Below are 15,409 nucleotides of genomic sequence, written 5' to 3'. Positions count from 1 at the left end.
ACCATGGCTGACTCCGAGAACCGGACCGACTCCGGCATCTCCCGACGGCGGCTGCTCGGCACCGCGGGCGCGACCGGCCTCGCCCTGGGTGCCGTGGGCGCAGGCGCCGGATACGCGGCAGCGTCGTCGAACTCCGGCGACGGCGCCGCCCCGCTGACCTCCCTCGGCGCGGACCGCGCAATGTTTCACGGGAAACATCAGCCCGGCATCACCACCCCGATGCAGGCCCGCGGCCATCTGATCGCCTTCGATCTCGCACCCGGCAAGGGCCGCAAGGAGGCGGCCGCGCTGCTGCGCCGCTGGTCAGCCACGGCCGAGCGGCTGATGGCCGGCGAGCCGCTCGACAGCTCCGACACCGACATCGCGCGTGACGCGGGCCCGTCCTCGCTGACCCTCACCTTCGGCTTCGGCTACAGCTTCTTCTCGCGTACGGGCCTGGAGAAGCAGCGGCCGACGGCGCTCGACCCGCTCCCGGACTTCTTCTCCGACCACCTCGACAAGACGCGCAGCAACGGCGACCTGTGGGTGCAGATCGGTTCCGACGACGCGCTGGTCGCGTTCCACGCCCTGCGCGCGGTGCAGCGGGACGCGGGCGACGCGGCCCGGGTCCGCTGGCAGATGAACGGCTTCAACCGCTCGCCCGGCGCCACCTCGCACCCCATGACCAGCCGCAACCTCATGGGCCAGATCGACGGCACCGACAACCCGAAGCCCGCCGACCACGACTTCGACCAGCGGATCTTCGTGCCCGCGTCGGGCGACCCCGCCTGGATGGCCGGGGGCTCGTACGCCGTCGTACGACGCATCCGGATGCTCCTCGACGACTGGGACAAGCTGTCGACCAAGGCGCAGGAGGACGTCATCGGCCGCAGGAAGTCCGACGGCGCTCCCCTGACGGGCGGTACGGAGACCACGAAGCCGGACCTGGAGAAGACGGGCCCCGACGGCAATCTCGTCATCCCGATCAACGCGCACGCCCGCATCAGCCGGCCCGACCAGAACGGCGGCGCGGCGATGCTCCGCCGCCCGTTCTCGTACCACGACGGGATCGGCCAGGACGGGGTCCCGGACGCCGGGCTGCTGTTCGTCTGCTGGCAGGCGGACCCGCTGCGCGGCTTCGTGCCGGTGCAGCGCAAGCTCGACCGGGGCGACGCGCTGTCGGACTTCGTCCGGCACGAGTCGAGCGGCCTGTTCGCCGTGCCCGGCGGGGCGGCGAAGGGCGAATACGTGGGGCAGGCGCTGCTCGAGGCCCATTAGGGTGACCTCATGCCAGCCAGCTACGCGTATCTCGGTCCGCAGGGAACCTTCACCGAGGTTGCCCTGCGCACGCTCCCGGAGACCGCCACCCGGGAACTCGTCCCGATGGTGTCCGTGCCCGCCGCGCTCGACGCCGTACGCAACGGTGAGGCCGAGGCCGCGTTCGTGCCGATCGAGAACTCGGTCGAGGGCGGCATCACGACCACGCTCGACGAACTGGTCGCCGGCGAACCGCTGATGATCTACCGCGAGGTGCTGCTCTCCATCACCTTCGCGCTGCTCGTCCGGCCCGGCACGAAGCTGACCGACATCAAGACCGTGACGGCCCACCCGGCCGCGCAGCCGCAGGTCCGCAACTGGATGAAGACGCATCTGGCACCCGACGTGACCTGGGAGTCCGCCGCGTCGAACGCGGACGGCGCACGCCTCGTGCAGGAAGGCCGTTACGACGCCGCGTTCGCCGGCGAGTTCGCGGCGGAGCGCTACGGCCTGGTGCCGCTGTTCACCGAGATCCACGACGCGGAGAACGCGCAGACGCGCTTCGTCCTCGTCGGCAGGCCGGCCCGCCCCGCCGCGCCGACCGGCGCGGACAAGACGTCCGTCGTCATCTGGCAGCGCGACGACCACCCGGGCGCCCTGCTCGAACTGCTCCAGGAGTTCGCGGTCCGCGGCGTCAACCTCATGCTGCTTCAGTCCCGGCCCACGGGTGAGGGCATCGGGAACTACTGCTTCGCCATCGACGCGGAGGGTCACATCTCGGACCGCCGGGTCAGCGAGGCGCTGATGGGGCTCAAGCGGGTCTGCCCGGAGGTGCGCTTCCTGGGCTCGTATCCGCGGGCCGAGGTCACGGTGGCGGACGTACGGGCTCCGCGGGCGGGGACGACCGACAGCGACTTCATGGCGGCGTCGGACTGGCTCGCGCGGTGCCAGGACGGGCGTTTCTGATCCGACGGCGGCGCGTCCGCCGCTGATCTGACGCGGTCGCGTTAGCGGGTCCGGTGCCTCGGGGCGCCGGATTCTGCTGTGTCCGGAGCCGGGGTGGCTGAGCTTGGAAGGCTGGGCCTGCGTGGCCTGGCTGGCCCGGCGACTAGGCGGCCGGATTTCGCTGTCCTGAGGGCCGGTGATCGACGCCTTGAGGGGCAGCTCCGCGCCTTGAGGATCAGTCCTACCTGCTGATATTCGCCATCCACAGAAGTTATCCACAGGTTGGCTTCTCGACCTGGGGACAAGTCGACATCATCCCGTCGCATCGTCGACAAATCGCCCTACAGCTCGCAAGTCCGTCCACAGGTGCGCACGTCACCCCTCGTCCACTCTTTTCCTTTGATCAACTCCATAGGGCGACCCATTTCCACTCGAAAGTGCGTGTGGAGTGAGTTTGAAACAGGATTTCTCAGCTGCGTACAGCGCTTTCGGAACGATCACTTCCGACATCCACAGATCTTGCACACAGGCTGTGGATAACCCTTCGGGAGCCGCATTCCTGTGGACAACCCGGCCCTCAAATCCCCTCGCGCACAAGGGGATTCGGTCAAGCGGCCACGCCCGACCTGCTCCGTTCCAGGGAATGGAACGCCCTCCATTGACCGGCATCCACAGCGGTCAGCCGGTCCGGGGAAGATCCATTTCGGCCGCGCTCTTCATGGAATTCCGAGCCCGGCATATCGGGCATAAAGTAACGCACGGGATATCGGTTCGTGCGCTGGAACCGCGCAACGGTAGCCTTGTGGGGTGATTGACCTTCGCCTGCTCCGTGAGGACCCCGACCGTGTTCGCGCCTCCCAGCGCGCCCGTGGAGAGGACGTCGACCTCGTCGACTCCGTCCTGTCCGCCGATGAGCGACGCAGGTCGTCCGGGCTCCGCTTCGACGAACTCCGCTCCGAGCAGAAGGCGCTCGGCAAGCTGATCCCCAAGGCCTCCGGCGACGAGAAGCAGGAGCTTCTGAAGAAGGCCGGCGAGCTCTCCGCCGCCGTCAAGGCCGCCGAGGCCGAGCAGCGTGAGGCCGACGAGGAGACCCAGCGCCTCGCCCTCCAGCTGGGCAACATCGTGCACAGCGATGTCCCGGTCGGCGGCGAGGAGGACTTCGTCGTCCTCGAGACGCACGGCACGATCCGCGACTTCGGCGCCGAGGGCTTCGAGCCCAAGGACCACCTGGAGCTCGGCGAGGCGCTCGGCGCCATCGACGTCGAGCGTGGTGCCAAGGTGTCGGGCTCGCGCTTCTACTACCTGACGGGCGTCGGCGCCCTCCTTGAGCTCGCGCTCGTCAACGCGGCGATCGCGCAGGCCACGGAGGCCGGCTTCACCCCGATGCTCACGCCCGCGCTGGTGCGCCCGCGCGCCATGGAGGGCACCGGCTTCCTCGGCCAGGCCGCGGAGAACGTGTACCACCTGGAGAAGGACGACTACTACCTGGTCGGCACCTCCGAGGTCCCCCTCGCCGCGTACCACATGGACGAGATCCTCGACGCGGACCAGCTGCCGATGCGCTACGCGGGCTTCTCCCCGTGCTTCCGCCGCGAGGCCGGCACGTACGGCAAGGACACCCGCGGCATCTTCCGCGTGCACCAGTTCGACAAGGTCGAGATGTTCTCGTACGTCGACCCGGCCGACGCGGAGAACGAGCACAAGCGTCTCCTGGAGTGGGAGAAGCAGTGGCTGACCGGCCTCGAACTGCCCTTCCAGGTCATCGACGTGGCGACGGGCGACCTCGGCTCCTCGGCCTCGCGCAAGTTCGACTGCGAGGCGTGGATCCCGACGCAGGGCAAGTACCGCGAGCTGACCTCCGCGTCGAACTGTGACGGCTTCCAGGCCCGCCGCCTCTCCGTCCGGATGCGTGACGGCAAGAAGGTCCAGCCGCTGGCGACGCTGAACGGCACGCTGTGCGCGGTTCCCCGCACGATCGTGGCCATCCTGGAGAATCACCAGCAGGCCGACGGCTCCGTGAGGGTGCCCGAGATGCTGCGTCCGTACCTCGGCGGACGAACGACTCTTGACCCGAAGTAACCGCACTCTGGAGCCGATCACCAAGTGACCCACCCTGCTCCGCTCGATCAGCAGTTCCCGTACAAGCTCATCGCGACAGATCTCGACGGGACGCTGCTGCGGCCCGACGACACGGTCTCCGAGCGGACGCGGGACGCGCTCACCGCGGCCACGGCCGCGGGGGCCGCGCACATCATCGTGACCGGGCGGGCCGTGCCCTGGACCCGGCACATCCTCGACGACCTCGGCTACCAGGGCCTCGCGGTGTGCGGGCAGGGCGCGCAGGTCTATCACGCCGGCGAGCACCGGCTGCTGACGTCCGTGACACTCGACCGGCAGCTCGCCGGGCTCGCGCTCTCCAAGATCGAGGCGGAGACCGGGCCGCTGGCGCTGGCCGCGAGCCGTGACGGCATGGACGGCGAGGTCGTCGTCGGGCCTGGCTACCAGGTGCAGGAGGGGCCGCTGCCCGTCACCCCGTTCACGGACGTCGCCGAGCTGTGGGCGGCGCCGCTGAACAAGGTGTACGTGCAGCACCCCGGCATGAGCGACGACGAGCTGGCCTCCGTGGCCCTGGCCGTCGCCGGTGACCTGGTGGGCATCACGATGGCCGGCGAAGGCATCGTCGAGCTGCTGCCGCTCGGCCTCTCCAAGGCCACCGGTCTCTCGCTCGCCGCACGCCGGCTGGGCGCGAAGGCGGCCGACACGATCGCCTTCGGCGACATGCCCAACGACATCCCGATGTTCGGCTGGGCCGCGCACGGTGTGGCGATGGCCAACGCCCACGAGGAACTCAAGGCCGTCGCGAACGAGGTCACGGCGTCGAACGAGGACGACGGCATCGCGCTCGTTCTGGAACGACTGCTGGGCTGACGGTCCCCTCTCGCGGGGCCGCTCATGGATGCCGGTGCCGTGCCCCCCTCGGGGCACGGCATCAAATGTCTGGGTGGGCGGCCCGCGCACCCCTGAGGGTGCGCGCTCGAAGCGGCCGCCCCGGGCAGCCTCCCCGTGAGCGGGCTCGAACGGAGTGAGTAACTACTCCGGAGCCAGCCGCGGGCTGCCCTGCCGGGAACGCGACGCACTGCCGATCGGCATCGTCTCGCTCCTCTCCCAGCAGGAGGGCGCCATTGTATGGCGCGGTCACACAACTACTGTGCCCCTGCCGGGACTTGAGCGCCACCGAATAAAATCAGGCGGGAATCGTCCTACCGGCGACGCCACTTGCGGCGTCGGGCACGGCTGAAGAACCAGCCGGCGGGCGGCTCGTCGGAGCGCCACGGCTCGGGCTCCGGGGCCTCGTTGCGCCAGCGGGCGGCGAGCATCCGGGCGCGCGCGGACGGCTCCGTGGTCCCGGCGGCCCGTATGAAGTCCTCGTCGAGTTCCACGTCGTCCCAGGACTCGTCCCGCTCGCGCTCCGGCTCTGTCGCCATCTCCACTCCTCTGGAACAGGTCACCCTCCCGACCAGTGTCCTGACGGGAGGGTGAAGGCGGTGTCAAGAACCGTCACTCCTCGCCGGCGATCTTCAGCGTTCTCAGCTTCTGGCCCGCGTACCAGGTGGCCAGGACGGTGACCCCGGCGAGCAGGACGGTGGCGAGCGGAAGGCCGACGTCCGAGGTGATGAGATCGCCGCCCGCGACCTTGTGGGCGACGGCGAGGGACCACTGCTGCACGCTGAGGGTGCGCGCGCCGGCCACGAGCGACCCGAAGAGCGCCTCCCAGACCAGGGCGTAGACGAGTCCGAAGACGACCGCGTGGCGCGTGATGGTACCGAGGAGCAGGAAGAGCGCGGCGTACGCGATGGAGGCGACGAGGGCCGCGATCGTGTAGGCGACGGCGATCTGCTGCCCGTTCCCGTTGAGGATCAGGCCCGCGACGAGGGTGGGGATCGCGGAGAAGGCCATGGTCACGGCGATGGCCACGATCAGCTTGGTGAAGATGATCGTCGGGCGCTTGATCGGCTTCGCGAGGAGGTAGACGACGGAGCCGTCGTCGATCTCGGGGCCGATCGCGCCCGTGCCCGCGATGACGCCGATGATCGGCACCATCGTGGCGAGCGCGAAACCGCCCAGGACATCGGCGGCGATCTGGTCGTCCGCCCCGGTGAGGCCGCGCACGAGCGCGGAGATCACGATGAGCAGGACGGGCAGGGCACACAGGATGAGGGCCCGTCGGCGGCCGAGCAGGGCCCGGTACGTGAGCCGGGCGACGGTGGGGTCGTACATCAGGGCCTCCTACGCCGCGACCAGGTACGAGAACACGGACTCGAGGGACTCGTCGGACGGCGAGACCGTAAGCAGTCTGACGCCCTGGGCCTTGGCGACCTGGGGCAGCAGGGTGGTGAACCGGACGAAGTCGACGGCCTGGACGCGCAGCGCGTCCTCCTTGAGGTCGACCTCGATGCCCGCCGTGGACGGATCCGCGATCAGCGCGGCCGCGAGGGCCCGGTCGTCGCTGGAGCGGATCAGGTAGCGGTGCGGGCGGTCGGTCATCAGGCGGCGGATCTTGCGGAAGTCGCCGCCCGCCGCGTGACGTCCGGCGACGATCACCTCGATGTGGGACGCCAGTTGCTCGACCTCTTCGAGGATGTGGGAGGAGAAGAGGACGGTGCGGCCCTCGGCTCCCATGTGCCGCAGCAGGTCCATGAGCTGCATACGCTGACGCGGGTCCATGCCGTTGAACGGCTCGTCCAGCAGCAGCACGGACGGCTCGTGCACCAGGGCGGACGCCATCTTCACGCGCTGACGCATTCCCTTGGAGTACGTCGAGATCTTGCGGTCCTGCGCGTACTCCATCTCGACCGTGGCCAGGGCCTTCTGCGCCTCGCGCGTGCCGAGGCCGTGCAACTCGGCGTTCGCCACGACGAATTCGCGGCCGGTGAGGAAGTCGTACATCGCCTCGCGCTCGGGGACGATGCCGATGTGGCGGTAGATCTGTTCGTTGCGCCAGATCGGCTCGCCGTCGAGGGTGACCGTCCCGTTCGACGGGGACAGGAAGCCGCCCATCATGTTGATGAGGGTGGACTTTCCCGCGCCGTTCGGACCGAGCAGGCCGGTGACGCCGGGGCCGATCGTCATCGTGATGTCGTTGACCGCCACCACGTTGCCGAACCAGCGCGAGACGTGGTCGATGTCGATAGTGGTCACAGTCCGACCTTCCGGTAGCGGCGCATCAGGAGGGCGTAGGAGCCCGCGATGAGTCCGAACACGACGAGCAGATAGACGACGCCCTGGCCGGCGGAGGGGCCGTGCGCTCCGGGGAAGGCGGAGGTGGCGCCGAGGAACGCGGTCTGCACGCCGTCGATGAGGGTGACCGGTGAGAAGAGGCCGAGCCAGGTGATCGCGCCGGCGTTGTCCTGCGACTGCGCGATGGCCTGGACGGTGGAGACCGCTCCGTAGGAGATGGTCATGACGGCGATGACGGCGGCGATGCCGAAGCCGCGGCGGGGCGTGACCGCCGCGACGACGAGTCCGATGCCGGCGAAGAGCAGCGAGAGCAGAGCCACGGAGACCAGTCCCTGGGCGAACCCCTTGGTCTGTTCGGCGAAGTCGAGCTTGGCGAGCAGCGCGCCCAGGTAGAGGACGATCAGCGGGGCCGCGGTGAGGACGAAGAGCGCGCAGGCCATGGCCGCGTACTTGGCTCTCACGTAGTCGACGCGCTCGATGGGGCGCGAGAAGTACAGGGGGATCGACTTGAAGCGCAGGTCGCGCGAGACGGACTGCGGTGCCTGGGAGGCGAGATAGAGCGCGATGACGGCCTGGAGGAGGATCGCGTACCGCGTGTAGTCGACGGGCAGGTCCTTCATCTTCGTGGTGATGGCGACCGCGACCATGATCAGGGCGGGGACGCACATCACTACGAAGAGCAGCATCGGCAGCACTTTGGACTTGGCCGAGCGGCCGAGGCCGTACGCGCCGCGCAGGCTCTGGGCGAAGAGGGAGCGGCGGGCGTAGGCCCGGCCGAGGCGGGGGCCGTCGTAGTGGCGATAGCCGATGTTGTGGATCCGGGTCTGCTCACCGGCGGGGGTGAGGGACTGCTCAACCGCCATGGGGGACCGCCTCCTTCCGCTCCGGGCTGTCGGTGCCGTCGGTGTTCTCGGTACTCGCGGTGATCTCGGCTCTTTCAGCGCTTTCGGCAGCGCTTTCGGTAGCGCTTTCGGCTCGGAAGACCTCGGCGATGTGGTGCCTGCGCTGTTCCATACGGACGAGCCCGAGACCGAGGTCGGCGACGATGTCGCGCACCAGGTCGTAGGTGTCGTCGCTGCCGGTGGTGATCAGCACCGTGTGGCCGGCGCCGGGCAGCTCGCCGCCGGTCGTGGTCTCGATGCCGCGCGTGGCGAAGGCCTCACGCAACGCGCGCGTGCCGTCGGGGTGTTCGTCGGAGTCGGTGACCTCGATCGCCAGGGTCGTCGTGGTCTGCGTGAAGTCTCTGGTGGAGCTGGAGCGCAGGAGCTTTCCGCCGTCGACCACGACCACGTGGTCGCAGGTGCGCTCCAGCTCGCCCAGGAGGTGCGAGGTGACGAGGACCGAGATGCCGAAGTCCGTGTGGACGCGGCGGATCAGGTCCAGCATGTCGTCCCGGCCGACCGGGTCGAGCCCGTTGGTCGGCTCGTCGAGGAAGACGAGCTGCGGGTCGTGGACGAGAGCCTGCGCGAGCTTCACGCGCTGCTTCATGCCGGTCGAATAGCCGCCGATGGGGCGGTAGCGCTCCTCGTAGAGCCCTACGTGGCGGAGCGTGTCGGCGGTGCGCTCGCGGGCCGCGGTGGGCGGCAGGCCCGACATGCGTGCCATATGGACGACGAGCTCGGTGGCCGAGACGTCGGGCGGCAGGCAGTCGTGCTCCGGCATGTATCCGACACGCTCACGGATGGCGGCACCCTCGGTCGCCACGTCGAGTCCGAGCACGGCGGCGCGGCCCTCGGTGGCGGGGGACAGACCCAGAAGGATCTTGATCAGCGTGGACTTGCCGGCTCCGTTGGCTCCGACGAGCCCGGTCACACCGGGCCCGATGTCCATGGAGAGCCGGTCAAGCGCGGTCACCCGGGGGAACCGCTTGCTCAGGCTTTCGGTCGCGATCACAGTCACGATTCGAAGGTAGTGGCGCGGACCACAGCAGTCGTCAGACCAGGGGGTTGGACCGGTCTCAGACTGGAGTACTACGGGTCCCTAAGGGTTCCTCCCTGAGTCTTCCTCCGTGAGATCCCTGGGTTTTCCACAGGCCACCGCTCACACCCCTTGACGCCGCCGCCAAGCATTGTCACATTCATCAGTGTCAAGTTACGAGCGCGTACGGCAACGGACCGGACACGGACGGACGGTGGCATGACCCCAGCAGTGGTACGTGAACTCTCAGCGGAGCTGCGGGGGTTCAGAGAAGTCCAGTCCCTCGCGTACGAGTGCGCGGAGGCTGTCGCGGCCCGGCTCGAGCCGGGCGTGACGGAGCGCGAGGCCGCCCGTATGCAGCGGGAGTGGCTTCGGGAGCGCGGCGTGCGCGACTGGTTCCACCTGCCGTTCGCCTGGTTCGGCGACCGTACGGCGTTCGCCGGCTTCCGGATCCCGCTCCAGTTCTTCCCGACGAACCGGAAGCTGGAGCCGGGGATGCCGTTCATCCTCGACATGGCCCCGGTGTACAAGGGATACACGGCGGACATCGGGTACTCCGGCTCCCTCGGCCCCAACCCCGTGCAGGACAAGCTGCTCGCCGACCTCGAGGCGCACCGCGAGCTGATCGTCCGTGAGGTGCGCGAGCGCCGTTCCCTGCGGGAGATCTACGAGGACGTGGACCACCTCATGGTCCGCCAGGGCTATGCGAACCGGCATCGCGCATACCCGTTCGGGGTCATCGCGCACAAGGTCGACCGGGTCAAGGACCGCCGGCTCACGCCGACCCTGTTCGGCTTCGGCACCCAGTCCCTGAAGGGACTCGCGAGCGATGCGATCCACGGACACCGGGACGGCTGGTCCCCCCTGTGGTCGCCGTACAAGTTCTCCGACCATCCGCCGCAGCCGGGCCTGTGGGCGGTGGAGCCGCACCTCGGTTTCCGGGGTACGGGCGCGAAGTTCGAGGAGATCCTGGTCGTCACCGACTCCAAGGATCCCGAGCAGAGCGCGTTCTGGCTGGACGACGATCTGCCGCACGTGCGGCGCTGGGCGGAGGGCAACTGATGGCGGGAACCAAGGGGCTGGCCGGAGCGCGGGAGCGCTGGGTCAGCACCGGCGGAATCGAGCTGTGCGTGGCCGAGCTGGGCGACCCGGACCGGCCGACGGTCCTGCTCGTGCACGGCTACCCGGACTCGAAGGAGGTGTGGTCGGAGGTCGCCGAGCGCCTCGCCGACCGCTTCCACGTGGTCCTGTACGACGTGCGGGGGCACGGCAGGTCGACGGCTCCGACCCCGCTGCGCGGCGGGTTCACGCTGGAGAAGCTCACGGACGACTTCCTCGCGGTCGCCGACGCGGTCAGCCCGGACAAGCCGGTCCACCTGGTCGGCCACGACTGGGGTTCGGTGCAGTCCTGGGAGTTCGCCACCGTCAAGCGCACCGAGGGCAGGATCGCGTCCTTCACCTCGATGTCGGGCCCGTCCCTCGACCACTTCGGGCACTGGATCAAGAAGCGCGTGGCCCGGCCCACGCCCCGCAGGGTCGGCCAGCTCCTCGGCCAGGGCGCCAAGTCCTGGTACGTCTACATGCTGCACACGCCCGTGCTGCCCGAGCTCGCCTGGCGCGGACCGCTCGGCAAGCGCTGGCCGAAGATCCTCGAGCGTGTGGAGAAGGTCCCGGCGGGCGACTACCCGACGGCCTCCCTCCCCTCGGACGCCGCCCACGGAGCCTGGCTCTACCGGGACAACGTGCGCGCGCGCCTGCGCCGCCCCCGCGAGGACGCGTACGCGCACACTCCCGTACAGCTCATCCTGCCCCTCGGCGACGTCTTCCTGTCCGAGAAGCTCTACGACGAACTGGAGCTGTGGGCCCCGCAGTTGGTGCGCCGCACCCTGCCCGCCAAGCACTGGGTGCCGCGTACGCGACCCGATCAACTGGCGGCGTGGATCACCGAGTTCGTCCAGGCGAACGAGAAGCAGGAAGTGGGCGTACCCGCACAGCGGCCGACCGCCACGGGTAAGTACGCCGACCGGTTCGGCGGCCAGCTCGTCCTCGTCACGGGCGCGGGCAGCGGGATCGGGCGTGCCACGGCATTCGCGTTCGCCGAGGCCGGCGCGCGCGTGGTGGCCGTCGACCGGGACGCCGAGAGCGCGGCCCGCACCGCCGAGATGGCCCAGCTCATCGGCGCTCCCCAGGCCTGGGCCGAGACGGTCGACGTCTCGGACGAGCAGGCCATGGAGAAGCTCGCCGAGAAGGTCGCCGCCGAGTACGGCATCGTCGACGTGCTGGTGAACAACGCGGGCATAGGCCTGTCCGGGTCGTTCTTCGACACCACCGCGGAGGACTGGAAGAAGGTCCTCGACGTCAATCTGTGGGGTGTCATCCACGGCTGCCGTCTCTTCGGCAAGCAGATGGCCGAGCGCGGCCAGGGCGGCCACATCGTGAACACGGCGTCCGCCGCCGCGTTCCAGCCCTCCAGAGCGCTGCCCGCCTACAGCACCTCGAAGGCGGCGGTCCTCATGCTCAGCGAGTGCCTGCGCGCCGAGCTGACGGCCAAGGGCATCGGGGTCTCCGCCATCTGCCCCGGCCTGGTGAACACGAACATCACGGCGACCGCCCACTTCGCCGGGGTCGACGCCGAGGAGGAGAAGCGCCGCCAGAAGAAGTCGACCCGCCTGTACGGCCTGCGCAACTACCCGCCGGAGAAGGTCGCCGACGCGATCCTCACCGCGGTCGTGCGCAATCAGGCGGTCGTCCCCGTCACCCCCGAGGCACGCGGCGCCCACCTCATGTCCCGTTTCGCGCCCAGGACGCTGCGCGCGCTCGCACGGATGGAGCCGCCGTTGTAGGCGGGACGGGGCGGGCGGGTGGGTCGGCCGGGGCGAGGGGTGCTGCCGGGATGGCACGTGGTCGGCCGGGGCGAGGGTTGGCCTCGGGCCGTCGGTGACTCGGGAGCGCCGGCCGGGCGCCGGCGGCTCGGAGTGCTGCCCGGTCGGCCGGTGCGGCTGACTGCCTGGTCGGCCGGTGCGGCTGGCTGACTGCCCGGGCCAGCGGGAGGTGTCTGACTGCGCCGGCCGGCCGGAGGTGGCTGAGGGTGCGGCAATACACCGCTCCCCATGCCGCCCGTACCATCCGCAGGAGGGGGCGCCGCCCGGGACCGTCAGGTATCGGGCCCGTTCGCGGTGGTCAGGGCGGCGGCGGGCGCGGTCGACCGGTCGGCCTCCCGAGGCCGTACGCGGTCAGGGGACGGTGACTCTGCCGTCCCACACAGCACGGCAGAGGGGTGTGAAGGGTGACGGAGCAGGCTGTCGCCGAGTATCGGATCGAGGACCTGGCGCACCTCAGTGGGGCCACGGTCCGCACCATCCGCGCCTACCAGGACCGTGGCCTGCTCCCCCGCCCCGAGCGGCGCGGTCGGGCCAATGTGTACGGGGACACGCACCTGGCCAGGCTGCGGCAGATCGCCGACCTGCTCGACCGTGGTTACACCCTGGCCTCCATCAAGGAGTTGCTGGAGGCGTGGGACGCGGGGCGCGGGCTCGGGGGCGTGCTCGGGCTCGTCGCCGAGGTCGACGGGCCGTGGACCGACGAGAAGGCCGACCGGGTCACGCGGGAGGAACTGGCGGCGCGGTTCGGCGGCAGCCACGACGAGGCGGCGATCGCCGACGCCGTAGCGCTCGGGATCCTGGAGCAGATCCCAGGGATCGACGACGAGTTCCTGGTGCCGAGCCCGCAAGAGCTGGCGGTGGCGGCCGAGTTGCACGCGTCCGGGGTTCCGCTGGCCGCGATCGCCACTCATCTCCGGGAGTTGAGGGCGCAGATCGAGCACATCGCCACGCGCTTCCTGGAGTTCACGACCGAGCACGTCTTCGCCCGCTACCTCGGACCGTTGCCGCCGACGGACGCGGAGGCGGCGGAGGCGGCCTCGCTCGTCCGCAGACTCCGGCCGCTCGCGCAGCAGTCGGTCGACGCCGAACTGGCGCGTGCGATGAAGTTGTTCGCCACCCGGCACCTCCACCGAACCCTGTCCGAGGGTCCGGTCAGCTCTCTCGCCGAGGAGGCCCATTCCGTCGCGCTGCCGGCGGACACGATTCGGGCCGTGCAGCGTCTTGTTGGGGTCGAGAGCACGGCCGAGTTCATCGCTGCGGCGACCGAACGGGAAGTACAAGCAAGGTCATTGGACGCGATGGCCTCAAAGCATCGCGATACAGACTCTGTTACTCAAAAGCCGTAAAACGGGTACGAGTTGTCCACAGAATCGTCAAATTCCCTGTGGATAACCGGACTTGGCTGTGGATCAAACCTGCGAGGAGGAAAATCGCGTGCGCAAGTGGTGAGACGCCCGCCACTCTGACGGGATGGACGAACGACGCACCGTGAAGGTGTCGAAGTACCTCTCGAAGCACCTGCGGCACCAGCCCGAGCGGATCGGGCTGACCCTCGACGAGGGCGGCTGGGTCGAGATCGGCACGCTGCTCGCAGCGGCGGCGGCACACGGGTTCCGCATCACCCGGGACGAGCTCGACCACGTCGTCGCGACCAACGACAAGCGGCGCTTCGCGATCGAGGGGTCCCGGATCCGCGCCAGCCAGGGCCACACCGTCGCCGTAGACCTGGGACTGCCCACGGCGACCCCGCCCGCGCACCTCTACCACGGCACCGTCGCCTCGGCCCTCGACTCCATCCGTGCGGAGGGCCTGCGGCCCATGCGCCGGCACGACGTCCACCTCTCGCCCGACCGCGAGACCGCCACCCGCGTCGGCGCCCGGCGCGGGCGCCCCGTCGTGCTCTCCATCGACGCGGCGGCGATGCACCGCGACGGCCACACGTTCCGCGTCAGCGCCAACGGGGTCTGGCTCACGGAGGCCGTACCGGCCCGCTACCTGCGGTTTCCCGGCTGAGCGCGGGGTTCCGCCCCGGCCCCTGGGCCGAGCCCGGTGCGCCGGCCCGCCGCACCACCGTCCCGGCAGCCCCTGCCGCTGTCCCTCAGCCCCGACGCCCCACGCCGACGCCCACACCCCGCCCCGCACCGCCCTCCGCTTACGCTCGATGGCATGAGCGATCAGCCCCGTCAGTCCACGTCCGCCCTGCGTCTGAGCACCGTGATCCTGCCCTACCGCCGCTGGCACGAGGGCAGCCGTGCCGCGTGGCAGCGCGCCGAGGAGCTGGGCTTCCACACCGCGTACACGTATGACCACCTGTCCTGGCGGGCGTTCCGCGACGGGCCATGGTTCGGCGCCGTGCCGACGCTGACGGCCGCCGCCTCCGTCACCGAGCGGATGCGCCTCGGCACGCTCGTGACCTCGCCGAACTTCCGGCACCCCGTCACCCTCGCCAAGGACCTGATCTCCCTCGACGACATCTCCGGCGGCCGCATCACCCTCGGCATCGGCGCGGGCGGCGACGGCTTCGACGCGTCGACGCTCCTGAAGGCCGACGAGGAACCGTGGACCCCGCGCGAACGGGCCGACCACTTCGCCGAGTTCGTACCGCTGCTCGACAAGCTGCTGAGCGAGGACGCGGTGACGCACGAGGGCGCCTTCTACTCGGCTCAGGAGGCGCGGAACATTCCGGGCTGTGTGCAGCGGCCCCGGCTGCCGTTCGCGGTGGCCGCCACCGGACCGCGCGGGCTGAAGCTGGCCGCCCGGCACGGACAGGCGTGGGTCACGACCGGCGACCCGAAACTCTTCGCCACGGGCACCCCCGAGGAGTCGATTCAAGCCATTCGCGGACAGGCCGGGAAGCTTGCCGCCGCCTGCGCCGAGATCGGCCGGGACGCCGCCGAGATCGACAAGATCCTCCTCACCGGGTTCACCCCGGACCGCAACCGTCCGCTCGAGTCCCTGGACGCCTTCGTCGACTTCGCGGGCAGGCACGCCGCCGCCGGCATCACCGAGATCGTGATCCACTGGCCCATCCCCGACTCGGAGTTCGCCGCCGATCAGAAGGTCTTCGAAAGCATCGCCACGGAGGCCCTCGTGCAGCTCGGCTGAGGCCGGAACAACCCGGCGAAACGGGCGGGGCGCACGTGTGAGGAACGTACTCATCTGCGCGCCCCGCCGCCCGACCGTGCACGCAT

14 protein-coding genes are annotated in these 15,409 nt (G+C 69.9%); 9 read left to right on the top strand and 5 right to left on the bottom strand.

Features of this window, described 5'->3' with window-relative positions; translation table 11 throughout:
• The first annotated feature begins 3 nt into the window (after positions 1–3).
• From efeB to ABZ893_RS22040, 4 genes are all read left to right on the top strand, one after another.
• A complete protein-coding gene (efeB, locus tag ABZ893_RS22055; RefSeq protein WP_361406344.1) occupies positions 4–1,257 on the top strand; it encodes an iron uptake transporter deferrochelatase/peroxidase subunit in 1,254 nt (417 codons plus the stop codon).
• Between the two features lie 9 nt (positions 1,258–1,266).
• Positions 1,267–2,202 (top strand): prephenate dehydratase, encoded by a 936-nt coding sequence (pheA, locus tag ABZ893_RS22050; RefSeq protein ID WP_361406341.1) that lies wholly within the window; start codon positions 1,267–1,269, stop codon positions 2,200–2,202.
• A gap of 786 nt (positions 2,203–2,988) precedes the next feature.
• On the top strand, positions 2,989–4,260 hold the full coding sequence (serS, locus tag ABZ893_RS22045) for a serine--tRNA ligase (protein ID WP_361406338.1): 1,272 nt from the start codon (positions 2,989–2,991) through the stop codon (positions 4,258–4,260).
• Positions 4,261–4,284: 24 nt separating this feature from the next.
• The gene (locus ABZ893_RS22040) at positions 4,285–5,109 is read left to right on the top strand and encodes an HAD family hydrolase (RefSeq protein WP_361406335.1); all 825 of its coding nucleotides are present in this window, start codon (positions 4,285–4,287) and stop codon (positions 5,107–5,109) included.
• A 332-nt stretch (positions 5,110–5,441) separates the two neighbouring features.
• On the opposite strand, the gene ABZ893_RS22035 is transcribed toward ABZ893_RS22040, so the two are convergent.
• The 5 genes from ABZ893_RS22035 to ABZ893_RS22015 all read right to left on the bottom strand — a co-directional run bounded on the left by ABZ893_RS22035 (position 5,442) and on the right by ABZ893_RS22015 (position 9,312).
• On the bottom strand, positions 5,442–5,666 hold the full coding sequence (locus ABZ893_RS22035) for a hypothetical protein (protein WP_361406332.1): 225 nt from the start codon (positions 5,664–5,666) through the stop codon (positions 5,442–5,444).
• A 73-nt stretch (positions 5,667–5,739) separates the two neighbouring features.
• Positions 5,740–6,459 carry an ABC transporter permease gene (locus tag ABZ893_RS22030; RefSeq protein WP_361406329.1) on the bottom strand — a complete coding sequence of 240 codons (720 nt, stop codon included), beginning with the start codon at positions 6,457–6,459 and terminating at the stop codon, positions 5,740–5,742.
• A 9-nt stretch (positions 6,460–6,468) separates the two neighbouring features.
• Positions 6,469–7,380 carry an ABC transporter ATP-binding protein gene (locus tag ABZ893_RS22025; RefSeq protein WP_361406327.1) on the bottom strand — a complete coding sequence of 304 codons (912 nt, stop codon included), beginning with the start codon at positions 7,378–7,380 and terminating at the stop codon, positions 6,469–6,471.
• Positions 7,377–8,282 carry an ABC transporter permease gene (locus ABZ893_RS22020; RefSeq protein WP_361406324.1) on the bottom strand — a complete coding sequence of 302 codons (906 nt, stop codon included), beginning with the start codon at positions 8,280–8,282 and terminating at the stop codon, positions 7,377–7,379. The genes ABZ893_RS22025 and ABZ893_RS22020 overlap by 4 nt, the downstream gene beginning before the upstream one ends.
• Positions 8,272–9,312 (bottom strand): ABC transporter ATP-binding protein, encoded by a 1,041-nt coding sequence (locus tag ABZ893_RS22015; RefSeq protein ID WP_361406684.1) that lies wholly within the window; start codon positions 9,310–9,312, stop codon positions 8,272–8,274. The genes ABZ893_RS22020 and ABZ893_RS22015 overlap by 11 nt, the downstream gene beginning before the upstream one ends.
• Before the next feature lie 243 nt (positions 9,313–9,555).
• Here ABZ893_RS22015 and ABZ893_RS22010 point away from each other — a divergent pair, with 243 nt between their 5' ends.
• From ABZ893_RS22010 to ABZ893_RS21990, 5 genes are all read left to right on the top strand, one after another.
• Positions 9,556–10,398, top strand: coding sequence for a M24 family metallopeptidase (locus tag ABZ893_RS22010; protein ID WP_361406321.1), 843 nt, complete (start codon positions 9,556–9,558; stop codon positions 10,396–10,398).
• Positions 10,398–12,179 (top strand): SDR family oxidoreductase, encoded by a 1,782-nt coding sequence (locus tag ABZ893_RS22005; protein WP_361406318.1) that lies wholly within the window; start codon positions 10,398–10,400, stop codon positions 12,177–12,179. Before ABZ893_RS22010 ends, ABZ893_RS22005 begins: the two co-directional genes overlap by 1 nt.
• A 443-nt stretch (positions 12,180–12,622) precedes the next feature.
• Positions 12,623–13,564: a MerR family transcriptional regulator gene (locus ABZ893_RS22000; RefSeq protein WP_361406315.1), complete on the top strand. Its 942-nt coding sequence runs from the start codon at positions 12,623–12,625 to the stop codon at positions 13,562–13,564.
• 124 nt (positions 13,565–13,688) lie between these two features.
• On the top strand, positions 13,689–14,231 hold the full coding sequence (locus ABZ893_RS21995) for an RNA 2'-phosphotransferase (RefSeq protein ID WP_361406312.1): 543 nt from the start codon (positions 13,689–13,691) through the stop codon (positions 14,229–14,231).
• A gap of 153 nt (positions 14,232–14,384) precedes the next feature.
• Complete coding sequence (locus ABZ893_RS21990; protein WP_361406309.1) at positions 14,385–15,323, top strand: LLM class flavin-dependent oxidoreductase; 939 nt, start codon at positions 14,385–14,387, stop codon at positions 15,321–15,323.
• The last annotated feature ends 86 nt before the right edge of the window (positions 15,324–15,409 follow it).

This window comes from Streptomyces sp. NPDC046821 (genome assembly GCF_040645335.1).
In the GTDB taxonomy this organism is placed as follows: domain Bacteria; phylum Actinomycetota; class Actinomycetes; order Streptomycetales; family Streptomycetaceae; genus Streptomyces.
Note: the sequence above shows the minus strand (reverse complement) of the source record. Positions and strands in the feature narration are given on the sequence as shown.